Source organism: Hartmannibacter diazotrophicus, assembly GCF_900231165.1.
Lineage (GTDB): Bacteria > Pseudomonadota > Alphaproteobacteria > Rhizobiales > Pleomorphomonadaceae > Hartmannibacter > Hartmannibacter diazotrophicus.
Genome location: NZ_LT960614.1, coordinates 5,041,047 through 5,062,401, shown reverse-complemented (window position 1 = coordinate 5,062,401; position 21,355 = coordinate 5,041,047). Strand labels below are relative to the sequence as shown.

Here is a 21,355-nt window from a genome sequence, read left to right as displayed (position 1 = left end):
ACAAAGGCCGCCGGGCGTCATGTCCGGCGGCCTTTTTGCGTCGGATGTCTCGGGACTAGAGTGCGTTGACGGCCAGGGCGGCGAGCTCTTCAGGCTCGTGGATCGGCAACGAGCATTGCTGGCCGGAACAGACATAGGCGGTGGGCAATCCTTCGATGGCGGTCTTGCCGGCGGCCGGATGTCCATCCTCGAGATCGCCGGTCGATTCGGCGACGAAAAGAACGGCCATCGGCCAATAATGCCTGGCCGTTCTTGCAAGGTCATCGCGAACCGGACCCGATGGTCCGACAATCGCGACCGTTTGCAGATCGAGCCGCCGGGCGAACGCCGACATCAGGCTTGCCGTTCCGACGACATTGCGCCCGACCGCCGTTCCGGCCGAGCCCAGGATGCGGTCGGCCCGTTCGAGGTGCGCGGACCTGCCGGTCAGGAGATAGAGGTCCACCGAAATCCCGGCTGCAATGCCGTTGGCATTCGGCGTTGCTTCGTCCATCACTGATTGCGGCCGGACGATGAGATCGTCGGCATCGTCGGCGGAAAGGCAGTAGCTGCCATCCTCGGCCTGATAATGCCGGTCGAGCTCTTCGATCCAACGGCTGGCATCGTCGATATAGACGGGATCGAAGGTCGCCTGGTGCAAGGCAAGGGCGGCCTTGGCCATGTTGGCATGGTCCGTCGCCATTCCGGGGAAGACGCGCTGCGCGCCGCGTGCACTGTGGCAGAGCCGTCCATCCTTCTGCATTGAATCGGCGACAAAACGATAGGCGCATTTTGCAGCGTCGAGCCAGTCGGGACGATCGAGGGCGATGGCGACTTCGGCGAGACCGGCAATGGCCAGGCCGTTCCAGTCGGCAAGACACTTGTCGTCACGCCCGGGCTGGACGCGCCTGTTGCGGTGCTCCAGAAGTTTCTGCCTCAGGGGCGCCAGCTGGTCTTCCGTCAATGGCCCGCCATGGGAGGCGAGCCGATTGAGAATGTTGTGGCCTTCCCAGTTGCCGCCGGCCGTGACGTCGTAGACGCCGCAGAAGTCATCGGCCCCCGCGCCGAGGATGTCTTCCACCTCCTCGCGGGACCAGACATAGGCGCGACCCTCCTCGCCCTCGGAGTCGGCATCCAGACTGGCGGCAAAGGCCCCGCCCTCGAGAGCCATGTCGCGCAGCAGCCAGGTGACCGTCTCCTCGATTCGGCGACGAAACAGTTCCGACCCGGACTTTCGGCAGGCGCGGGCAAGAAGCTCCAGCAGCAGGCCGTTGTCGTAGAGCATTTTTTCGAAATGCGGTGCGAGCCATCTCTCGTCGACGGAATAGCGCGAATAGCCACCGCCGAGATGGTCGTAGATTCCGCCGTTCGAAATGCGCTCCAGGGTATGTTCCACCACGCTGACGAACTTCGGCTCCGGCCGGCGCAGGCCGATCCGCCAGAGAAGATCGAGAACCATGACCTGCGGGAATTTCGGTGCGCCCTGGAAGCCGCCGTTGACGGCATCCATGATGGAGAACAGCTTGTCGGCGGCAAGGTCGAGCATCTGGCCGTCGAGCCTAGTGCCGCGCTGTTGGCGTTTCTTACGCAGGTGATGCAGCAACGCGTCGCGATTCTGGCCGACGTCGTCGGGCTTGGAGGCCATCGTCGCGACAATGCCGTTGAGGACGTCGGCAAAGGCAGGTTGGCCATAGCGTCCGACCTTCGGGAAATAGGTCCCGCCCCAGAAGGGAGCGCCATCGGGCGTGAGGAACATCGTCAGCGGCCAGCCGCCCGGCACGCCAAGGGCCTGCAGGGCGGACATGTAGATCTGGTCGATGTCCGGGCGCTCTTCGCGGTCGACCTTGATGTTGACGAAGAGCCGGTTCATGAGGTCTGCCGTCTCGCTGTCCTCGAAGCTCTCATGGGCCATGACATGGCACCAGTGGCAGGCGGCGTAGCCGATCGACAGCAGGATGGGCTTGCCGGCATCCCTTGCATGGGCAAGAGCCTCGGCGTTCCAAGGCCACCAGTCGACCGGGTTATCCGCATGCTGCAGGAGATAGGGGCTGGTTTCTCCAGCGAGGCGATTGGTCATCCTGATCGCGTCCTCTTCTCATCTTGGCCTGAACGTGGCATTGGCTGGCGCGGCGACGGCCCGAAGCTAACGGCTTTGCACCCGCGATAGAAGACAGGAGACCCGGCATGGTTCATGCCGATGAAACGACGGATACGATCTTTGCCTTGTCGTCCGGCGCACCGCCCTCCGGCATTGCGGTCATACGGCTGAGCGGTCCGCGCGTTCGATTCGGACTCGAAAAGATTTCGGGTTCCGTGCCACCGCCGCGCCGCGCTGTGCTTCGCGCCTTTCGCGACCCGGCGGATGGCGGACTGATCGACCGGGGTCTCCTCATCTTCTTCGAAGGGCCGGCCAGCGCTACCGGGGAGGATATGGCCGAATTGCATCTGCATGGTGGCCGTGCCGTCGTCGCGGCCATGCTGCGGGCTTTTGGATCGCTGGATGGGCTTCGCCTTGCGCAGGCGGGAGACTTCACGCGTCGGGCGTTCGAGAACGGCAAGCTCGATCTCACGGAGGTGGAGGGCATCGCCGACCTGATCGATGCCGAGACGGAGGCTCAGCGCCGGCAGGCCCTGCGGCAGGCGGATGGCGGGCTGGCAGTGCTCGTGGAAGGCTGGCGTTCGCGGCTGCTCCACGCACGGGCGATGATCGAGGCGGAACTCGATTTTTCCGACGAGGAAGATGTGCCCGGGTCGGTGGCCGACAGCATCTGGTCGGACATGGGCGATCTTGCCGATGAGGTGCGCGGCCATCTTGTCGGCGCCCATTTCGGCGAGCGTCTTCGAAGCGGCTTCGAGGTGGCTCTGGTCGGTCCGCCCAATGCCGGCAAGTCCAGCCTCCTCAATGCCCTCAGCCGGCGCGATGTCGCCATCGTCACGGATATCCCTGGCACCACGCGGGACAGCCTGGAGGTTCACCTCGATCTTGGAGGCTATCCTGTGACGCTCGTCGATACGGCTGGCCTGCGCGAAGGGGCTGACGTGATCGAGGCCGAGGGCATTCGGCGCGCCCGGCAGCGGGCCGAGCATGCTGATCTCGTGCTCTGGCTGACGGAGACTGGTGAGCCGGCACCGGCCGACCTGCGGTCTCAGCGCCGGCCTGTCTGGGCGGTGCAGACGAAGCGCGATCTGGTTCGGGAGGGTTGGGTAAATCCGTCAGAGGTTGAGCATTCCATCTCGGTGCGGAGCGGGGAGGGGCTTGACGATCTGATCCGATCGATTGGCGCGTTCCTGGCGGAGCAGGCGCCCACCACGCCATCGATTGTCACCCGGGAGCGCCAGCGCCGGTGCCTTGAGGATTTTCTGGCGGCGCTGGATATCGGCGTGAAGGGAGATCATTTGCCGCTGGAGTTGAGAGCGGAGCATTTGCGCGAAGCTGGGGATATCCTCGGGATATTGTCTGGACGAATTGGCGTGGAAGATGTGCTGGGGGTCATTTTCGCTAGCTTTTGCGTGGGCAAATAGCGTTGGATTCGCTATCGGAATGAAGCAGGCGCGCTGTGGATGTTTCACGTGAAACACCTGTGAATTTGTGAATTGCGCTCCGCTTCGGTCGCGATGACCGGATTCCGATTCGCCTTCGAAATGTTTCACGTGAAACAGGCATTCGGCGTTCGAGGGTCCATCATTTTGACGGTGATGGGCGATTCAGGTAGAAGCTGGGCTCAATCATGACATTGGCGGGCGCAGTGCGGAGACCATTTTCCGCCGCTGCCTCTCGTCCCCAGGTTCAGCTTCAATGACTCAGACCTCGCAGTATGACGTGGTGGTGATCGGTGGCGGTCACGCAGGTACGGAGGCGGCAGCCGCCTCGGCCCGTGCCGGTGCCCGCACCGCGCTCGTGACTCATCGCTTCGCCACCATCGGCGTGATGTCCTGTAATCCGGCCATCGGCGGTCTCGGCAAGGGCCATCTTGTCCGTGAGATCGATGCCCTGGATGGCTTGATGGGCCGTGTGGCCGATCGCGCCGGCATCCAGTTTCGTCTGCTCAATCGCCGCAAGGGTCCGGCGGTGCGAGGACCGAGGGCACAGGCTGATCGCAAACTCTATCGCGAGGCAATGCAGGCGGAGATCAGGATGATCCACGGCCTCGACGTGATTGAGGGTGAGGTTGATGATCTCGACATCGGTGCTGACGGTCATATCCGTTCGGTGCTGCTGTCGGACGGGCGCTCGATCCGCACGGCGACCGTTGTGCTGACGACCGGGACATTCCTGCGCGGCCTCATCCACATCGGCGACAAGACCACGCCGGCCGGCCGGGTTGGCGAGGCTCCGGCGATGGGGTTGTCCGCGACGCTGGCTCGGCTCGGCCTCTCGCTCGGCCGTCTCAAGACCGGTACGCCGCCGCGACTCGACGGCCGGACCATCGACTGGGCGAGCCTTGAAGAACAGCCGGGCGACACACCGCCGACGCCCTTCTCCACGATGACAGCGGCGATCACCACGCCGCAGGTGCCCTGTCACATCACCCGGACGACGCCGGCGACCCATGATGTGATCCGGGCAAACCTCAATCGCTCGGCGATGTATTCCGGCCGGATCGAGAGCCGGGGGCCGCGCTACTGCCCGTCGATCGAGGACAAGATCGTTCGCTTCGGCGATCGCGACGGTCACCAGATTTTTCTCGAGCCGGAAGGGCTCGACGATGACACCATCTATCCCAACGGGATTTCAACGTCCCTGCCGGAGGACGCCCAGGAGGCCCTCCTGAAGACGATCCCCGGTTTGGAGACCGTGCGTATCCTGCAGCCGGGCTACGCGATCGAATACGACCATGTCGATCCGCGCGAGCTCTTGCCGACGCTGGAGGTGAAGAGGCAGCGCGGCCTGTTTCTTGCCGGGCAGATCAACGGAACGACCGGCTATGAGGAGGCCGGCGCACAGGGTCTTCTGGCTGGCCTCAACGCCGCACGCCGGGCTGGCGAGAGCGAGCCGGTCGTGATCGACCGCTCCACGGCCTATCTCGGCGTCATGGTCGACGACCTCGTGACGCGCGGTGTCAGCGAGCCCTATCGCATGTTCACCTCTCGCGCCGAATATCGCCTGACATTGAGGGCCGACAATGCCGACCAGCGCCTGACGGCCTATGGGGTCGATCTAGGCCTTGTGGGAGGGGAGCGAGCGTCGGCCTTCTCGCGTGACATGGCTTCTCTCGATGCGGCCCGGACGATGGCGAAGTCGCTGAACGTCACGCCTGCCCAGGCGGTGTCGAAGGGTATTCAGCTCAATCAGGATGGCATCCGCCGGTCGGCCTATGATCTTCTCTCCTATGCCGACATCGACTGTACGCGGGTGGCCGCGATCTGGCCGGAATTCGATTCGCTTTCGGAACGGACGCGCGAGCAGCTGGAGACCGAGGCGCTCTATGCGGTTTATCTCGGCCGCCAGGAGGCTGACATCGCCGCCTTCCAGCGTGACGAGGCGCTCGGCATCGATCCCGATCTCGATTACGGCGCCGTCGTCGGTCTTTCCAACGAGGCCCGCCAGAGGCTTGAAGTCGTCCGTCCCGTAACGCTCGGCCAGGCGTCGCGCATCGACGGCATCACGCCGGCGGCGCTGACGCTGCTCCTGGCACATGTGCGCAAGAGAGACCGTCAACCGGCAAAGGGAGCCGCGTGATGGCATCCATGCCGGAAGGTCCGGAGGCGCTTGAGGGGATCGTCGAGGTCGACGACGTTGCCCGCGAACGTCTCGCGGTTTACGTCGACCTTGTCCGCAAATGGCAGACGGCGAAAAATCTCGTGGCTCCGGCTGCGCTCGATGTCCTCTGGTCGCGGCATGTCGCCGACAGTGCGCAGGCGCTCGCGGCCCTGCCGGAGGCGCGGCGCTGGGTCGATATTGGATCGGGTGCGGGCTTTCCCGGCCTCGTCACGGCGATCCTGATTGCCAATGATCCACAGGCCGAGGTGCATCTCGTCGAGAGCAACCAGCGCAAGGCCGCGTTCCTCAGGACCGTCGCGCGGGAGCTTTCCCTGCCGGTCACGGTGCATCCCGATCGGATCGAATCGTTTGCGCAACGATATGCGGATCGACTCGGATCCATCGATGCGGTGTCGGCAAGGGCGCTTGCGAGCCTGCCGAAACTCCTTGATCTGGCGGGGCCGTTTCTCGTTCGCGGGGCGACCGGCGTTTTCCACAAAGGACAAGATTTTGCGTCCGAGCTTGCGGAAACCACTCAATCTTGGGCTTTCGATCTGCTACAACATCAGAGCAAGACCGATCCCGGCGGAACGATTGCCGTCCTTCGCAATGTCAGACACATGAGAGCCGAGACATCACGGAGTGCCTGAAGGCGCACCGGCGATAAGGGATTCTGACTCCGGACCATGAGGCCCAAGGCCGGAGAACGGTGATCGGAAAGCGGCAATGGGCCGTTCGCGGGCATGGCCTGGCAAACAGGCGGCCCGGTGATGGAGAAGAGGCTTCGATGAACCAGCTGCCAGAGCATCCGCGTGTTCTCGCGCTCGCCAACCAGAAGGGCGGCGTCGGCAAGACGACCACGGCGATCAACCTTGGAACCGCCCTTGCCGCGATCGGCGAGGAGGTTCTGATCGTCGATCTCGACCCGCAGGGCAATGCCTCGACGGGTCTCGGGATCGACCGGGCGTCGCGAAAGATTTCGACCTACGATCTGCTGATCGGCGAAGCGACGCTGGCGGAAACCATCGTGGAGACGGTGGTGCCGCGGCTGTCCGTCTCGCCCTCGACCCTCGACAACCTGGGTGTCGAGTTGGAGATCGCGCGCGAGCAAGACCGGGCCTTCCGGCTGCGCAACGCGATTGCCGATCACGTCTCGGCCTGCGAACGGGACATCCAGGGCAAGACGGCCAAGCGGTTTTCCTACGTCCTGGTCGACTGCCCGCCGTCGCTCAACCTTCTCACCATCAACGCCATGAGCGCGGCCCATTCGATCCTGGTGCCGTTGCAATGCGAGTTCTTCGCGCTGGAAGGTCTGTCGCAGCTGCTGCAGACGGTCGAGCAGGTCAAGCGGACCCTGAACCCGACCCTGTCGATCCATGGCATCGTGCTGACGATGTTCGACGCGCGCAACAACCTTTCCAACCAGGTCGTGGCCGATGTGCGCACCCACATGGGCGAGGCGGTCTACGAGACGATCATCCCGCGCAATGTGCGGGTGTCGGAAGCGCCGTCCTATGGCAAGCCGGCCCTTCTCTATGATCTCAAGTGCACGGGCAGCCAGGCCTATCTGAAACTGGCATCGGAAATCATCCAGCGCGAGCGCCGGCTGAAGACCGCGGCGTGATCAGCGGGCGTATGAAGCGGCGGATGTGGAGGCAGTAATGGCAATGACGGATGACAACAGTGGTCGCAGGCGTCTTGGACGCGGCCTCGCGGCGCTGATCGGCGATGCGGGCAACGATTACGAGGTGGTGGAGCGGGCGCGGGGAACGCGCAAGATCGCGATCGATCTCATCCACGCCAATCCGAAGAACCCGCGCCGCATCTTCCGCGAGGCGGAACTGGAAGACTTGACGGCCTCCATCAGGCAGCATGGCGTCATCCAGCCGGTTCTTGTCCGTCAGGCGCCGAACGATCCGAACGCCTATGAATTGATCGCCGGCGAACGCCGCTGGCGGGCCGCCCAGCGCGCCGGCGTGCATGAAATTCCGGTGGTGATCCAGGAGGTCTCGGACCGGGAGGCGATGGAGATCGCCATCATCGAGAACGTCCAGCGGCAGGACCTGAACCCTCTCGAAGAGGCGATGGGCTACGAACAGCTCATCCAGGAGTTCGACTATTCGCAGGCCGATCTTGCCAACGTGATCGCCAAGAGCCGCAGTCACGTCGCCAACACCCTGCGCCTCATGAAGTTGCCGGACCAGGTGAAGACCTACATCAATGAGGGCGAGCTGACGGCTGGCCATGCCCGTGCCCTGATCACGGCACAGGACCCAGTGATGCTGGCGAAGAAGGTCGTCGACGAAGGCCTGTCTGTGCGCGCGACGGAAGCGCTGGCTCAGGATGCGTCGGGTCGGCCGGTCAAGGCCGAGAAGGCACCACGGCCCGACAAGGATGCGGACACGCGGGCCCTGGAGCGCCAGCTGGCCGACCTCCTCGGCGTCGAGGTGGTGATCGGCCACAAGCCGAACGGGTCCGGTGAGCTGAAGATCAAATACAAGACGCTGGAGCAGCTCGACCACGTGGTGCGCAAGCTGGGCGCCTCGATCTGAGTCGATCCAGAAACGATATTTGAGGAATGAAGCGGCCGGAGTGATCCGGCCGTTTTTTTGTGTCGTGGGATTGGCGCGGTATTGGCTCGGACAGCAGTGCGATTGGTCCTTTGCCAAGATGTGGGCGGGAGGCGAAAGCCCTACGTTACGGGGAGAGTATAGTGCCGGCGCCGCCGTCGGGACCTGCTTCGTAGGGGCCGACTCGATTCGGATTCGAAACGTCCCGAATGAGCCTATTGGGTGCCCGAGACTCGATTCACAATCAAAACGAGTCTTTTCAATAGGCTATCGATTCGGACTCGATTTGAATCCCAATCCGATCTGACACTTACCTCAGCGTTCTATCGCCGCGCCGCACGGGCAATGGTCAGAAGCGTCTGGGTGAGGATCTCCGGTGCAAGATGCGCATTCAGCCGGCAATCGCGCGCTGCGGCCGAGAGCAGTTCGAGGGCGCGTGCGAGGCGAGGCTGGTTCCAGATGTTGAGGGACCGCGCCATCTTGTCCGCACGTTTGAAGAAGACCGGGGGCCGCATGGACGACACGGCCGCCTGGGCCGTGGCGCCGGCGTCGACATCGCTTCGGGCCAGATCGAGCGTCTGGAAATGACGCAGGACCGCGCCGGCCAGAACGTCGGCCCGAATGCCCTCGGCCTCCGAGCGGGAGAGGGCCTGGACAAGCGTTTCGAGATCGCCGAGTGCGGTGGCGTCGAGAATCTCGTCCAGCGTCACGCTGGCGGCATCGCCGGTGACCTCCTCGACATCCGCCACGGTGATCTGGCCCTTCCCATGGGCGAAGAGGCAGAGCTTGACGATCTCGCCGCGGCTTGCAAGCCGGTCGCCGCCGAGGAGCGAGATGAGAAGCCGCCGGGCTTCGGGTTCGATGGTCAACCCGGCGGCATGGGTCTCTTCCTCGATCAATCGGCCGACCGCCGCCTCGTCGTCGACATAGCAGGCGATGGCATAGGCCAACTTCTCCTTTTCGAAGAGCGAACGCAGCGGGTTGGATTTCTTCAGGTCGCCGCCTTCCACGACGACGGTGGTCTCGGGCGGAGGGTTCGCGATCAGCGGGGCGATGATCGGCGCGAGGTTGGTGCGCCCGCCGGCGTCGCGGACAAGGATCGTGCGCCTGCCGCCGAACATGGAAACGGCATAGGCCTCGTCGGCGAGAAGGCTGGCGTTCTGGGCGAGGGCCGTTCCGTCGAGCCGGATGAGGGAAAAGGGATCGGCGGCATCGCATCGTGCCGCTGCGATCTTCTCCGACCGTTCGCTGACAAGGCCGGTATCGGGGCCGTAGACCAGAAAGAGCGAAATGCCGGCGGGAGGACTGGCGGCGATCCTGTCCGCGTCGGCGGCTTTGGCGGCCACCATCACTTCTCTCCTGCGAGGGCCATGGGCTGCATCGCTGCAGGTCCGGCGGCGAAAGCCGGGCCCGTCACTTCTTGGACGCGAGGGCGGCGGCGACGCGCGTGCGGATGTTGTTGGCGATCGCCGTTGCCGCGCGGTCCTCGGCATCGCGCTTGGCGCGGATGTTGGCAAAGCGCTGCGAGGAGAAATCGTAGGACGCGTTGGCGAAGCTGGTCGCGCTGATCACGGTCTCCTGTTTCGCAAGATCGCTGAGCGTGAAGGTCGCGACGAAGGAGACGAGCCGGGTCGTCGGAACGTCCTCGAATTTCTGGATGCCGATTTCCGCCTCGCGCTGCGACAGGAGCAGGTTGAGTTCGTATTTCGGCGCGGCCGGCTCACCGCCGCCGGTGAAGGCGAAGATGAGTTCGTTGCGGATCCGCTGGAGCACCCGGGTTTCGTCGTTGTCGTCCGGACGGTCGAACTTGACGCGGATCGAGCGCATGTCGTCGTCGGTCGAAGCGCCTGTTCCGGACACATCGGCATAAAGCGGACGAACCTGACAGCCGCCAGCGAGCGCGGCGGCGCCAAGGGCGAGGCCCAGGACGACGGAGCGCCGGGTGAAGAGGGTGCGCTCAAGCGACGACATTGACGATCCTTTGCGGCACGACGATCACCTTCTTCGGCGTCTTGCCGTCGAGGGCCTTCTGGACGGCTTCGAGGGCAAGCACGGCCGCCTGGACATCGTCGTTGGCCGCATCGCGGGGCACGGTGATGTCGGCGCGCTTCTTGCCGTTGATCTGGACGGGGAGAGTGATCTCATCCTCCACCAGGAGAGTCGGGTCGACCACCGGCCAAGAGCTTGTGGCCAGCAGGGTCTCGTGACCGAGCATGGACCAGCATTCCTCGGCGAGATGCGGGGTCATCGGCGCCATCAGGTGAACGAGGATGTCGAAGGCTTCGCGCAGGACGGCGCCATTGCCCGGCTCCTCGAAGAGGGCGCGATCGTTGGCGAGCGCCGAGCCGAGGGTGTTCACAAGCTCGTAGATCTTGGCAAGGCCGACGTTGAAGCGAAGTCCCTCGATGGCTTCGCCCACGGCGGCCAGCGCCTTGTGGGCCGCCTTGCGGATGGCGAGCGCATTCGGGCTGAGATCCTTGCCGATCGGCGTGCCGGCGGGCGGACACAGGTCGGCGGCCTCGCCGGCAAGGCGATAGACGCGCTGCAGGAAGCGGGACGCACCCTGGGCGCCCTGATCGGTCCATTCGACGTCACGCTCGGGCGGAGAATCGGAGAGCATGAACCAGCGTGCGGTATCGGCACCGAAGCTCTCGATGATCTCGGTCGGGTCGACGGTGTTCCTCTTCGACTTCGACATCTTCTCGATCGAGCCGATGGTCACCTCGGACCCGTCGGAGAGAAGGTAGCCGCGGCGGCCGTTGTCGTCCGCCTCGATGCGGATGTCGGCCGGAGAAACCCAGTCGCCCGATGCGGTCTTGTAGGTCTCGTGGATCACCATGCCCTGGGTGAAGAGACCCTTGAAGGGCTCGTCGAGATCGAGGTGACCGGCAACCTTCATCGCGCGGGTGAAGAAGCGCGAATAGAGCAGGTGCAGGATCGCGTGCTCGATGCCGCCGATATACTGGTCGACCGGAAGCCAGGCATTGGCGGCTTCGGGCTCAGTCGGATCGTCGGCCCAGGGCGCGGTGAAGCGGGCGAAATACCAGGAACTGTCCACGAAGGTGTCCATGGTGTCGGTCTCCCGCCGCGCGGGCGCACCGCAGTCGGGGCAGGTGACGTTCTTCCAGGTCGGATGACGGTCGAGCGGATTGCCGGGACGGTCGAAGTCGACATCCTCGGGCAGGGCGACCGGCAGGTCCTTTTTCGGCACCGGCACGACGCCGCAGGCCTCGCAGTGGATCACCGGAATCGGACAGCCCCAGTAGCGCTGGCGCGAAATGCCCCAGTCGCGCAGGCGATAGTTGACCTGCCGCGCGCCCTGCGGCTGCTGGCCGAGGATGGTCGCCTCGAGATGGCTGGCAACTGCCTCCTTCGCCGCCTCGACCGCCATGCCGTCGAGGAAGTCGGAGTTGAAGATCCTGCCGTCGCCGACATAGGCCTCGTTGCCGACCGAGAAGTCCTCGGGGGCCGCTCCCTCCGGCAGAACCACCGGCGTGACGGAGAGACCGTATTTGCGGGCGAAATCGAGGTCGCGCTGATCGTGGGCCGGACAGCCGAAGATGGCGCCGGTGCCGTAGTCCATCAGCACGAAATTGGCGACATAGACCGGGAAGGCTTTGTCCATGAAGGGATGCTTCACGGTCAGCCCCGTGTCGAAGCCCTTCTTCTCGGCGGTCTCGAGCGCTGCGACCGAGGTGCCCATGCGGTGGCATTCCTCGACGAAGGCGGCAAGCTCGGGGGAGGCCTTGCAGAGCTCGGTCGTCAGCGGATGATCCGGCGACAGCGCCAGGAAGCTCATGCCGAAGAGCGTATCGGGCCGCGTGGTGAAGACCTCGACGAAGTCATGCCCGTCCGGCACCGCGCCTTCCACGGGGAAGCGCACGCGCAGGCCCTCGGAGCGGCCGATCCAGTTGCGCTGCATCGTGCGCACCTTTTCCGGCCAGCGGTCGAGGGTATCGAGGGCGGCGAGCAGTTCGTCGGAGAAATCGGAGATCTTGAAGAACCACTGGACGAGCTCGCGCTGCTCGACGAGCGCGCCGGAGCGCCAGCCGCGGCCGTCGATGACCTGCTCGTTGGCGAGCACGGTCATGTCCACCGGATCCCAATTGACCTTGGACTTCTTGCGGGCGACGAGGCCCTTTTCCAGGAAGTCGAGGAAGAGGCGCTGCTGGCGGGAATAATACGCCACGTCGCAGGTCGCGAACTCGCGCGACCAGTCGAGCGACAGGCCCATGGATTTCAGCTGATCGCGCATGGTGGCGATGTTGGAATAGGTCCAGCCCTTGGGATGGACCTTGTTCTGCATGGCCGCGTTCTCGGCCGGCATGCCGAAGGCGTCCCAGCCCATCGGGTGAAGGACGTTGAAGCCCCTGGCGCGCTTGTAGCGGGCCACCACATCGCCCATCGCATAGTTGCGCACGTGGCCCATGTGGATGCGGCCCGAGGGATAGGGGAACATCTCGAGCACGTAGTATTTCGGGCGCGGGTCGTCGTTCTTCGTCTCGAACACATTCGCCGCGGCCCAGGCCGCCTGCCAGCGGGCCTCCGTCGGGCGGGCATTGTAACGCTCGGATGCCATGTCTCTTCAGATCGCCGTTCTGTTCAGGATGTCAGTCTTGGGAGGGCCAGGGTCGTCGGCCCGGCATTTTGCCCTGCGACCTTCACCAGAAATGTCAACAATGGTCAACAGACAAGAGGATAGAGCACCGGACGAAGGCGGCGAATGCTTGACAAAGACCTTGCGGCGTTCGACCTCAGCAAGGCACGTGATTCCCGACCGGCCCCTGCCAGAAAAAGGAGACGACCGTTGAGCGGAGCCCCCGAACGCCTTGCGGATATTCGCCGTCGCATCGAGGAGGCCGCCAAGGCGGCCAAGCGCGATCCGGCCAGCGTGACGCTCGTCGCCGTTTCCAAGACGTTTCCGATCGAGGATATCCGCCCCGTCATCGAGGCCGGCCAGCGCGTCTTCGGCGAGAACCGGGTGCAGGAGGCGATGGCGAAATGGCCGATCCTGCGGGAGGAGACGCCGGACATCGAACTGCATCTGATCGGGCCGCTGCAGTCGAACAAGGCGAAGGAGGCGGTGATGCTCTTCGACGTCATCCACACGGTGGACCGGGACAAGATCGCGGCGGCACTCGCCAAGGAAATCGAGAGCCAGGGTCGGCATCCGAAATTGCTGGTGCAGGTCAACACCGGCGAGGAAGACCAGAAGGCAGGTATTTCGCCGCTGGAGGCGGTCGCCTTCGTGGAGCGCTGCCGGAAGGAACACGGCCTCAAGATCGAGGGGCTGATGTGCATTCCGCCGGTCGACGAAAATCCCGCGCCGCATTTCGCGCTGCTCGACCAGCTTGCCGACGAGGCACAGGTCGCCTGGCGGTCGATGGGCATGTCGTCGGATTTCGAGATCGCCATCGGTCAGGGCGCAACGCATGTGCGGGTCGGCAGCGCCATTTTCGGCCATCGCGACTATCCTGCCTGAGGGGCGGTCAGTCGAGCGACTTGAGAAACGTGGCGGCGCTCGTGCGCAGGGCCTCTTGGTCGTCCGGCGTCATCCGGTCCCAGGTGGCATAGATCTGCCTCAGCCAGGCATTGCCGCGCAGCGTCTTCCCGTTTCGGGCCATAAAATCCCAGTAAAGCGCATTGAAGGGACAGGCATCGGGACCGGTGCGCTGCTTCACGTCATAGCGGCATCCCGTGCAACAATCCGACATGCGGTTGATGTAGGCGCCGCTGGCCGCATAGGGTTTTGAGCCCAGAAGACCGCCGTCGGCGTATTGGCTCATGCCGAGCGTGTTGGGAAGCTCCACCCACTCGAAGGCATCGATGTAGATCGACAGATACCAGTCGTGGACCTTTGCCGGATCGATGCCCGCGAGAAGGGCAAAGCTGCCGGTGTTCTGCGGATCGTCGAGCGTGACGCAGTCGACCTGTCATCCAAGATCGCGCAACTCGCCGGCGAAATGGCGCATGGCCGAGAGGACAAAGGCGATCTTCTGTTTGTGGTGGCGGACGTAGGTTGTCTCCTCGGCGACCTCGCACATCAGGACCACGTCGCGGGACTTGTCGGCGACGGAGAGGCTGGCAATCGCCGGCGAAAGCTGGTCGCCGAGAATGAGGACAAGAATGAGGACAAGGGAGCGTCCGTCCGTCACCATTCGATCCGGCTTCCGTCATAGGCGAAGAAGCCGCCGCTCCGATCCGGCGCCAGGCCGTCAAGCACGGCCAGCATCATCGCGGCGGATTTTTCCGGCGACAGGCGGTCATGGCCCGCTGCGAAGGGGTCGGAGAGGGAGGTCGCCACCGTTCCGGGATGCAGGGCCGCGAGGACCGCCAGCGGGCGCGTGCGTGCCAGTTCAATCGCTGCCGTGCGGACGATCTGGTTCTGGGCGGCCTTGGCGGCGCGATAGGAGATCCAGCCGCCGAGACGGTTGTCGCCAATGGACCCGACGCGGGCGGTGATCGAGCCAAAGAGCGAACGGTGGTTTTTCGGCAGGAGCGGCGAGAAATGCTTGATCAGCAGGGCGGGCCCAATGGCGTTGATCGCGAACTGCTGCGCCATTGCCTGCGGGTCGAGGGCGCGGATTGTCTTTTCCGGACCGACATCGTGGATGAACAGGGCGCCTGTCGCGTTGAATACGAGGTCGAGACGAGGCGTGGTTTCGGCGATCGTGGCCGCCGCCCCGGCGATGGCGCCTTCGTCTTCGAGGTCGAAATCGGGCGTCGTCCTCCGCGACAGGCGAATGACGCGGGCGCAGTTCGGGTCCGCCTCGAGTTGTTCGGCTACGGCACTGCCAATTCCGCCGGAGGCGCCGATCACCAATGCCGTGAACCTGGACCCAAGTGAAGTGATTGTCGTCATCGCAAGGGAAATACGATAGCGGATCCCGGTCGGATTTTTGCCAGCAGCTTTTTCATATCCGCGAGGCTGACGGCAACGCAGCCTTCGGTCGGCGCATAACCCGAACGGGCGAGATGAAAGAAGATCGCACTGCCGCGGCCGCGCCGGCGCCGGGTGAGGTTGGCGTCGAGAACGAGGACGATGTCGTAGAGATGATCGTCGCGCCAGAGCCTTTCATGCGAGGCAGCATAGGGCAGGCGGACGGGTCTGTTGTAGTTGCGATCGCCCGGCGCGTCGCACCAGCCGTCTTGCGACCGGATCGGCCGCAGCGGCAGCGCGGTCTCAGGTCGTCCGATCCGGTCGGCCCGGTAATAGCCGCCAAGGATGGCGAAGCGGCCTGCGGGGCTTGCACCGTCTCCCTCGCGCTTGCGGGCAGTGATGCCGGCGCGGCCAATCGCGCAACGAAGGTCGAATCCGGCGCCAGCCAGTCGACCGGCCGTGCGGCTCGCTGAAATCAGGTGTACTGTCAGGTCCGGCGCGTGATCACGAAATCGCGAGCTTTGACCGCCGCCTGATCGCGAAAGCCTCATCGTGGCTCCCTTGCCTCACTTCCCAAAGAGTGGTCTCTTCTCCCTATCACAAGAATGCGATCAGGGTCCGATCGCGGCCAGAGATTTTCAACCCAGGTGCCATCATGACCGCCCGCAAAATATTGATTGCCGACGATGACGACGACCTTCGCGAAGCACTGGTCGAGCAGCTCTCCCTCTATGAGGAGTTCGAGCCCGTAGAGGCGGAGAATGCGACCAAGGCGGTCCAGGTGGCGCGCGGCGGTCACATCGATCTGGTGCTGATGGACGTCGGGCTGCCCGACATGGACGGACGCGAGGCGGTCAAGCTTCTGCGCAAGGGCGGATTCGCGGCCCCCGTCATCATGCTCACAGGGCACGATTCGGATTCCGACACCATCCTCGGACTTGAGGCGGGTGCGAACGATTATGTGACGAAGCCGTTCAAGTTCGCGGTGCTGCTGGCCCGTCTCCGCTCCCAGTTGCGCCAGCACGAGCAGTCGGAAGAGGCGGTCTTCACCATCGGACCTTATACCTTCCGGCCGAGCGCCAAGCTGCTTGTCGACGGCAAGGGATCGAAGATCCGGCTGACGGAAAAAGAGACGTCGATCCTGAAGTTCCTTTTCCGTGCCGGCGAGAAGGTGATCACCCGTGAGGTGCTCCTGCACGAGGTGTGGGGCTATAATGCCGGGATCACGACGCATACGCTTGAGACGCATATCTACCGGCTGCGCCAGAAGATCGAGCGGGACCCGTCCAATGCCCAGCTTCTGGTGACCGAGGGCGGTGGCTACAAGCTCGTTCCCTAAGGGCTGAACACGGCCGAATTCTTGCCGTCATTGACCGAACGTCCTTCAGATCGCCTGAGACCTGGCCATGCTGTTTGCGCATGGGCAGGCGGTGCACGCTTGCGCGAGGGGACGTTTTTTGCCAATCGTTCCTGCGAGGCATCGATCGTGGTTGACCGGACCCCTGGTCCGTGACCGATCGAGCGGGCGTGCGTCGGGTCGAAGACCTTTCGAGGGTGTGTACTCCTCCGATCGAAAGGCAGTTGCTCCCGGTCATGCTGCGAAATCGCGTGGACGGGGCGAAACGTCCGTTGAGGTCCGATGCGGGCGGGAAGATGTGAATGAGCCTTGAGTCGGATGTCAGTCTTCTCGGCAGGGTTCCGCTGCTTGCGGAATTCGGCGCGGAGCGTTTGCGGCTCCTTGCCTTTTCCGCCGAAAGCCTGCGGCTCGAGGATGGCCAGGTCCTGTTCGAGGCGGGCGATACGGCCGATTCGGCTTATGTGATCGTTTCGGGCGAAATCGCGCTTTATTCTCCCTTTCGGGCCAATCACCTGCTGGAGGTCTGCGGCAGCGGACGGATGATCGACGAGCGGTCGCTGATCGTGACGGGCGAGCGCCTGTCGCGGGCTGTCGCCCGGGGCGATTGCGAGATCATCCGCATTCGCCGCAATCTCTTTCGCCGCATGCTCGAGGAATATCCGGACACGGCGGCGCGGCTCCGGCCGCATTTCGCGGCAAAGCTCGTGGAGCTTTCCGAGGCGCTGGATCCGGTGCGGCGGCGCCTTGACGATCTTGACGACTAGGCCTTTCGGCAACGGAAGGGCCGTATAAACCGCGAGGCCGGAACAACGCCGGTGGACCGGTGCTACTCCGGACCTCGCAACGCAAAATAACTAATAATATCAAATAACTATGTTGCGCGCTCCGAGTCACCGAAGCGCGCGGGCACTGTAGCGATGCGGCCTATCGATTTTGTGACATTGCGATGGAAAAAGCAGGATCGGGATGGCGGTTCGCCAGTCAGCGCGGTGGGCCGTTGAGTTCGTCGCGGACGAAGTCGTGCAGGCGCAGCGCGAGCGGCGAAAGCTGGCGGTAGCGCATCGACAGCATGTAGTAGGGCGAGATCACGATGTCATGGGCGATCGACAGGGTCGTCAGGCCGAGATTGGTCTGCAGTCCGCAGAGCAGCTGCGAGACCTCGCGCGCCACCGGTGAGATGGCGTCGGAGGAAGCGAGCATCGCGATCATCACCACGAGTGACGTGGTGTTGACGATCCGATCCGGAATTTCGGCGTTGTTGTCGAGAAAGAGCCGCTCGACGGCCTGACGAAGCGGCGCGCCGGTGGCCTGCATCACCCATTCGTAGCTTTGGAGGTCGCGGATCGAAATGTTCGTGGCATTGGCCATCGGATGATCGCGCCTCACCATCAGATCGACCTTCTCGCTGCGGGCAAGGGCAACGCGGAAGTCGCGGGCGTCGAACTGCGGGGGAATGCGGCCGAGGACGAAGTCGAGGCCGTCGGCCAGGAGGGCCCGGATCAGCGCTTCGCTGGGGGCGACATCGACATAGATATCGACATTGGGCGCATATCGCTTCAGGCGGTGAATGGCCGGGACAAGATAGCCGACGGCGCCACCCGTCACCGCGCCGACGCGGACCCGGCCGGCAATCCCGGCCTTGAAGTCGTCGACCTCCTGCGCCGTCTCGCGCAGGTCACGCAACAGGTTGCGGGCGCGCTCGGCCAGCAGGCCGCCGAGTTCCGTCGGGATCATGCCCTTGGCATGGCGCTCGAAGAGCGGAACGCCGACGATCCGCTCGATTTCCGAAAGCATGCGTGAGGCGGCCGGTTGGGTCATGCCCAGCGTTTCGGCGGCGGGGCTGAGTTGCCCGTGCGCGGAAATGGCCGAAATCAGCCGAAAATGATTGAATTTCAGATGGAGCGCGGAATCCGTGAGCATTCGCACATCATATCATAGGTGATATATCTAAATCCATAAAATGGCATTTGAATGGTATGTTTCACCTTTCTAGAGTGCCCTCGGATCGCCCGATCCACATTATGATCCGGGCAGGAAAGCCAAAAATTTCGCCAAGAAGGTTGAAACCGCTTTCGGTCCCGAGGGAGGATACTATGAAGAAATTCGTATCGATCTGCGCCGCCCTGGCGCTTGGCGCGTCGTTCCTCGCGACGCCAGCACTTGCCGCCAGCAAGGGCCTTGTCGGTATCGCGATGCCCACCAAGTCGTCTGCCCGCTGGATTTCGGACGGCAATTCGATGGTCGAGCAGTTCAAGGCTGCGGGCTATGACACCGACCTGCAATATGCCGAGGACGACATCCCGAACCAGCTGGCGCAGATCGAGAACATGATCACCAAGGGCGCGAATGTGCTCGTGATCGCCGCGATCGACGGCACGACGCTGACCAACGCGCTGGAAAACGCCGCCGCGGCGGACATCAAGGTGATCGCCTATGACCGGCTGATCCGCGAGAGCGCGAATGTCGACTATTACGCCACCTTCGACAACTTCAAGGTCGGCGTCCAGCAGGCGACCTCGCTGGTCAACGGCCTGAAGGAGCGCTTCCCCGACAGCAAGCCCTGGAACGTGGAGCTCTTCGGCGGCTCGCCGGACGACAACAACGCCTTCTTCTTCTACAACGGCGCGATGTCGGTGCTGCAGCCGATGATCGATTCCGGCGATGTCGCCATCGTGTCCGGCCAGATGGGCATGGACAAGGTCGGCACGCTGCGCTGGGATGGTGCGGTCGCCCAGGCCCGCATGGACAACCTGCTGTCGGCCTACTACACGGACAAGCAGGTCAACGGCGTGCTCTCGCCCTATGACGGCCTGTCGATTGGTATCCTGTCCTCGCTCAAGGGCGTCGGCTACGGCTCCGGCGACATGAAGATGCCGATCGTCACCGGACAGGACGCCGAGCTGCGTTCGGTCAAGTCGATCCTTGCCGGCGAGCAGTATTCGACGATCTTCAAGGACACCCGCGAGCTCGCCCGCGTCACCGTCGGCATGGTCAACGCGCTGCTGTCGGATGGAACGCCGGAGATCAACGACACCAAGACCTACGACAACGGGGTCAAGGTGGTTCCGTCCTACCTTCTGGAGCCGGTGGCGGTTGATGCCAGCAACCTTGAGAAGGTGCTGGTCGGATCGGGCTACTACACCGAAGACCAGATCAAGTAAGCGTCTTCTTCAAATCGCGGATCGCCGGCCTTCCGGCGGTCCGCCACTGGCCCGCGCCGCCCGATCGCCATGACCGGCCGCGCAGGTCGCCGGCGTGGTGTTCGCCGGACTGGCGATGCAATAAGCCCGGAGCGACGCCCAGATGCGGCGTTAGCGGACCCGGCGGAGTGACGAGATCGTGGACACGATTCTGGAGATGCGCGGCATCACCAAGACCTTCCCCGGTGTGAAGGCGCTGGACGATGTCAATCTCAAGGTGAAGCGCGGCGAGATCCATGCGCTTGTCGGCGAGAACGGCGCTGGAAAATCGACGCTGATGAAGGTGCTCAGCGGCGTCTATCCGCACGGCTCCTACGACGGCGAGATTCTGTTCGAGGGCAAGCCCGCCGCCTTTTCCGGCATTCGCGACAGCGAGCGTGTCGGCATCATCATCATCCATCAGGAACTGGCGCTCGTCCCCCTGCTCTCCATCGCGGAGAACATCTTCCTCGGCAACGAGATCGCCTCCAGTGGTGTCATCGACTGGCCGGAAACCTATTCCCGGGCCGAGATGCTCTTGAAGAAGGTGGGCCTGAAGGAAAGCCCGCAGCAGCAGGTGGACACGCTCGGCGTCGGCAAGCAGCAGCTGGTGGAGATCGCCAAGGCGCTTTCCAAGGAAGTGAAGCTGCTCATCCTCGACGAGCCGACCGCGGCGCTGCAGGAAAACGACAGCCAGAAGCTGCTCGACCTCCTGCTCGAATTCCAGGAGCAGGGGATCACCTCGATCCTGATTTCCCACAAGCTCAATGAAGTGAGCCGCGTTGCCGACTCGATCACCGTACTGCGCGACGGCCATACGGTCGCCACCCTCGATGCGGAGGGCAGCGAGGTCAGCGAGGAGCGGATCATCCGCGACATGGTCGGCCGCGACATGGCGCACCGCTACCCGCAGCGCAATCCGCAGATCGGCGACATTCTGTTTGAAGTCGAGGGATGGAACGTCTGGCACGCGGAACATTCCGACCGTCAGGTCATCCGCGACATCGGCTTCCACGTGCGCAAAGGCGAGGTGGTCGGCATCGCCGGGCTCATGGGGTCCGGCCGCACCGAATTGGCCATGAGCCTCTTCGGCAAGAGCTATGGCCGCAACATCTCCGGCACCGTGAAGCTCGGCGGAAAGCCGATCGACACCTCGACGGTGAACCGGGCGGTGCAGAACGGCCTTGCCTATGTCACCGAGGACCGCAAGGAGCTCGGCCTCATCCTTGAGGAAACGATCCTGAAGAATACGACGCTCGCCAATCTCGACGGCGTGTCGAACAGGGGCGTGATCGATGCCACGGCGGAACGGCATGTCTCGGAGGATTACCGCCGGGCGCTCGGCGTGCGCACCCCCAGCGTGTTCCAGAAGGTGATGAATCTTTCCGGCGGCAACCAGCAGAAGGTCGTGCTCGCCAAATGGCTGTTCACCGATCCGCAGGTGCTGATCCTGGACGAGCCGACGCGCGGCATCGATGTCGGCGCGAAATTCGAAATCTACAGCATCATCAACGATCTGGCGGCGCAGGGCCGGGGCGTGATCGTCATCTCCTCGGAGATGCCCGAGCTGCTCGGCATGTGCGACCGCATCTACGTCATGAACGAAGGAACCTTCGCCGGTGAGCTTGCCGCCCATGAGGCGAGCCAGGAAAAGATCATGTCGATGATCGTGAAGGCGTGAGGGAGACA

Annotated in this window: 18 protein-coding genes and 1 pseudogene; 10 read left to right on the top strand and 9 right to left on the bottom strand. The window is 63.7% G+C overall.

The genetic code is table 11. The features are described 5' to 3' along the window. Nucleotides 1–55: 55 nt before the first annotated feature. Entirely contained in the window at nt 56–2,056 is a 2,001-nt protein-coding gene (locus HDIA_RS23350; RefSeq protein WP_099558407.1) for a thioredoxin domain-containing protein, read from the bottom strand. 107 nt (nt 2,057–2,163) lie between these two features. Here HDIA_RS23350 and mnmE point away from each other — a divergent pair, with 107 nt between their 5' ends. The 5 genes from mnmE (at nt 2,164) to HDIA_RS23325 (ending at nt 8,232) form a co-directional block, all read left to right on the top strand. Beyond that, nucleotides 2,164–3,501, top strand: a complete 1,338-nt coding sequence (gene mnmE, locus HDIA_RS23345; RefSeq protein ID WP_099558406.1) for a tRNA uridine-5-carboxymethylaminomethyl(34) synthesis GTPase MnmE — start codon at nt 2,164–2,166, stop codon at nt 3,499–3,501. Nucleotides 3,502–3,775: 274 nt separating this feature from the next. Beyond that, nucleotides 3,776–5,659, top strand: coding sequence for a tRNA uridine-5-carboxymethylaminomethyl(34) synthesis enzyme MnmG (gene mnmG, locus HDIA_RS23340; RefSeq protein WP_099558405.1), 1,884 nt, complete (start codon nt 3,776–3,778; stop codon nt 5,657–5,659). Next, nucleotides 5,659–6,330: a 16S rRNA (guanine(527)-N(7))-methyltransferase RsmG gene (gene rsmG, locus HDIA_RS23335; RefSeq protein ID WP_245884053.1), complete on the top strand. Its 672-nt coding sequence runs from the start codon at nt 5,659–5,661 to the stop codon at nt 6,328–6,330. The genes mnmG and rsmG overlap by 1 nt, the downstream gene beginning before the upstream one ends. 137 nt (nt 6,331–6,467) lie before the next feature. After that, nucleotides 6,468–7,304: a ParA family protein gene (locus tag HDIA_RS23330; protein ID WP_099558404.1), complete on the top strand. Its 837-nt coding sequence runs from the start codon at nt 6,468–6,470 to the stop codon at nt 7,302–7,304. Between the two features lie 37 nt (nt 7,305–7,341). After that, nucleotides 7,342–8,232 carry a ParB/RepB/Spo0J family partition protein gene (locus tag HDIA_RS23325; protein WP_099558403.1) on the top strand — a complete coding sequence of 297 codons (891 nt, stop codon included), beginning with the start codon at nt 7,342–7,344 and terminating at the stop codon, nt 8,230–8,232. 341 nt (nt 8,233–8,573) lie between these two features. On the opposite strand, the gene holA is transcribed toward HDIA_RS23325, so the two are convergent. The 3 genes from holA to leuS all read right to left on the bottom strand — a co-directional run bounded on the left by holA (nt 8,574) and on the right by leuS (nt 12,829). Further along, the gene (holA, locus tag HDIA_RS23320; protein ID WP_099558402.1) at nt 8,574–9,599 is read right to left on the bottom strand and encodes a DNA polymerase III subunit delta; all 1,026 of its coding nucleotides are present in this window, start codon (nt 9,597–9,599) and stop codon (nt 8,574–8,576) included. A gap of 64 nt (nt 9,600–9,663) precedes the next feature. Next, complete coding sequence (locus HDIA_RS23315) at nt 9,664–10,221, bottom strand: hypothetical protein (RefSeq protein ID WP_099558401.1); 558 nt, start codon at nt 10,219–10,221, stop codon at nt 9,664–9,666. Further along, a complete protein-coding gene (leuS, locus tag HDIA_RS23310; protein WP_099558400.1) occupies nt 10,208–12,829 on the bottom strand; it encodes a leucine--tRNA ligase in 2,622 nt (873 codons plus the stop codon). Before leuS ends, HDIA_RS23315 begins: the two co-directional genes overlap by 14 nt. A gap of 258 nt (nt 12,830–13,087) precedes the next feature. On the opposite strand from leuS, the gene HDIA_RS23305 reads away from it, so the two are divergent. Next, nucleotides 13,088–13,732 carry a YggS family pyridoxal phosphate-dependent enzyme gene (locus HDIA_RS23305; protein WP_425432966.1) on the top strand — a complete coding sequence of 215 codons (645 nt, stop codon included), beginning with the start codon at nt 13,088–13,090 and terminating at the stop codon, nt 13,730–13,732. Between the two features lie 7 nt (nt 13,733–13,739). Here HDIA_RS23305 and HDIA_RS23300 read toward each other — a convergent pair. The 4 genes and pseudogenes from HDIA_RS23300 to HDIA_RS23285 all read right to left on the bottom strand — a co-directional run. Further along, nucleotides 13,740–14,147: pseudogene (locus HDIA_RS23300) on the bottom strand (cryptochrome/photolyase family protein); the annotation flags it as partial. 36 nt (nt 14,148–14,183) lie between these two features. Continuing rightward, on the bottom strand, nt 14,184–14,408 hold the full coding sequence (locus HDIA_RS23295; RefSeq protein WP_099558398.1) for a cryptochrome/photolyase family protein: 225 nt from the start codon (nt 14,406–14,408) through the stop codon (nt 14,184–14,186). After that, on the bottom strand, nt 14,402–15,112 hold the full coding sequence (locus HDIA_RS23290) for an SDR family NAD(P)-dependent oxidoreductase (protein ID WP_099558397.1): 711 nt from the start codon (nt 15,110–15,112) through the stop codon (nt 14,402–14,404). The genes HDIA_RS23295 and HDIA_RS23290 overlap by 7 nt, the downstream gene beginning before the upstream one ends. Beyond that, nucleotides 15,109–15,681: a L,D-transpeptidase family protein gene (locus HDIA_RS23285; RefSeq protein WP_099558396.1), complete on the bottom strand. Its 573-nt coding sequence runs from the start codon at nt 15,679–15,681 to the stop codon at nt 15,109–15,111. Before HDIA_RS23285 ends, HDIA_RS23290 begins: the two co-directional genes overlap by 4 nt. Nucleotides 15,682–15,785: 104 nt before the next feature. Between HDIA_RS23285 and HDIA_RS23280 the strand changes: the two genes are divergently transcribed. After that, nucleotides 15,786–16,469, top strand: a complete 684-nt coding sequence (locus HDIA_RS23280) for a response regulator transcription factor (protein ID WP_099558395.1) — start codon at nt 15,786–15,788, stop codon at nt 16,467–16,469. A gap of 320 nt (nt 16,470–16,789) precedes the next feature. Then, the gene (locus tag HDIA_RS23275; RefSeq protein ID WP_099558394.1) at nt 16,790–17,251 is read left to right on the top strand and encodes a cyclic nucleotide-binding domain-containing protein; all 462 of its coding nucleotides are present in this window, start codon (nt 16,790–16,792) and stop codon (nt 17,249–17,251) included. A 217-nt stretch (nt 17,252–17,468) separates the two neighbouring features. On the opposite strand, the gene HDIA_RS23270 is transcribed toward HDIA_RS23275, so the two are convergent. Continuing rightward, a complete protein-coding gene (locus HDIA_RS23270; RefSeq protein WP_099558392.1) occupies nt 17,469–18,407 on the bottom strand; it encodes a LysR family transcriptional regulator in 939 nt (312 codons plus the stop codon). Nucleotides 18,408–18,580: 173 nt separating this feature from the next. Between HDIA_RS23270 and chvE the strand changes: the two genes are divergently transcribed. Beyond that, nucleotides 18,581–19,648, top strand: a complete 1,068-nt coding sequence (gene chvE, locus HDIA_RS23265; protein WP_099558390.1) for a multiple monosaccharide ABC transporter substrate-binding protein — start codon at nt 18,581–18,583, stop codon at nt 19,646–19,648. 178 nt (nt 19,649–19,826) lie between these two features. Beyond that, nucleotides 19,827–21,347, top strand: coding sequence for a multiple monosaccharide ABC transporter ATP-binding protein (gene mmsA / locus HDIA_RS23260; RefSeq protein ID WP_281259968.1), 1,521 nt, complete (start codon nt 19,827–19,829; stop codon nt 21,345–21,347). The last annotated feature ends 8 nt before the right edge of the window (nt 21,348–21,355 follow it).

What these genes read in the sequence shown, in the direction of transcription:
- HDIA_RS23350 (WP_099558407.1), bottom strand. Translation starts at nt 2,056, where the DNA reads ATGACCAATCGCCTCGCTGGAGAAACCAGCCCCTATCTCCTGCAGCAT.
- mnmE (WP_099558406.1), top strand. Translation starts at nt 2,164, where the DNA reads ATGGTTCATGCCGATGAAACGACGGATACGATCTTTGCCTTGTCGTCC.
- mnmG (WP_099558405.1), top strand. Translation starts at nt 3,776, where the DNA reads ATGACTCAGACCTCGCAGTATGACGTGGTGGTGATCGGTGGCGGTCAC.
- rsmG (WP_245884053.1), top strand. Translation starts at nt 5,659, where the DNA reads ATGGCATCCATGCCGGAAGGTCCGGAGGCGCTTGAGGGGATCGTCGAG.
- HDIA_RS23330 (WP_099558404.1), top strand. Translation starts at nt 6,468, where the DNA reads ATGAACCAGCTGCCAGAGCATCCGCGTGTTCTCGCGCTCGCCAACCAG.
- HDIA_RS23325 (WP_099558403.1), top strand. Translation starts at nt 7,342, where the DNA reads ATGGCAATGACGGATGACAACAGTGGTCGCAGGCGTCTTGGACGCGGC.
- holA (WP_099558402.1), bottom strand. Translation starts at nt 9,599, where the DNA reads ATGGTGGCCGCCAAAGCCGCCGACGCGGACAGGATCGCCGCCAGTCCT.
- HDIA_RS23315 (WP_099558401.1), bottom strand. Translation starts at nt 10,221, where the DNA reads ATGTCGTCGCTTGAGCGCACCCTCTTCACCCGGCGCTCCGTCGTCCTG.
- leuS (WP_099558400.1), bottom strand. Translation starts at nt 12,829, where the DNA reads ATGGCATCCGAGCGTTACAATGCCCGCCCGACGGAGGCCCGCTGGCAG.
- HDIA_RS23295 (WP_099558398.1), bottom strand. Translation starts at nt 14,408, where the DNA reads ATGGTGACGGACGGACGCTCCCTTGTCCTCATTCTTGTCCTCATTCTC.
- HDIA_RS23290 (WP_099558397.1), bottom strand. Translation starts at nt 15,112, where the DNA reads ATGACGACAATCACTTCACTTGGGTCCAGGTTCACGGCATTGGTGATC.
- HDIA_RS23285 (WP_099558396.1), bottom strand. Translation starts at nt 15,681, where the DNA reads ATGAGGCTTTCGCGATCAGGCGGCGGTCAAAGCTCGCGATTTCGTGAT.
- HDIA_RS23280 (WP_099558395.1), top strand. Translation starts at nt 15,786, where the DNA reads ATGACCGCCCGCAAAATATTGATTGCCGACGATGACGACGACCTTCGC.
- HDIA_RS23275 (WP_099558394.1), top strand. Translation starts at nt 16,790, where the DNA reads ATGAGCCTTGAGTCGGATGTCAGTCTTCTCGGCAGGGTTCCGCTGCTT.
- HDIA_RS23270 (WP_099558392.1), bottom strand. Translation starts at nt 18,407, where the DNA reads ATGCTCACGGATTCCGCGCTCCATCTGAAATTCAATCATTTTCGGCTG.
- chvE (WP_099558390.1), top strand. Translation starts at nt 18,581, where the DNA reads ATGAAGAAATTCGTATCGATCTGCGCCGCCCTGGCGCTTGGCGCGTCG.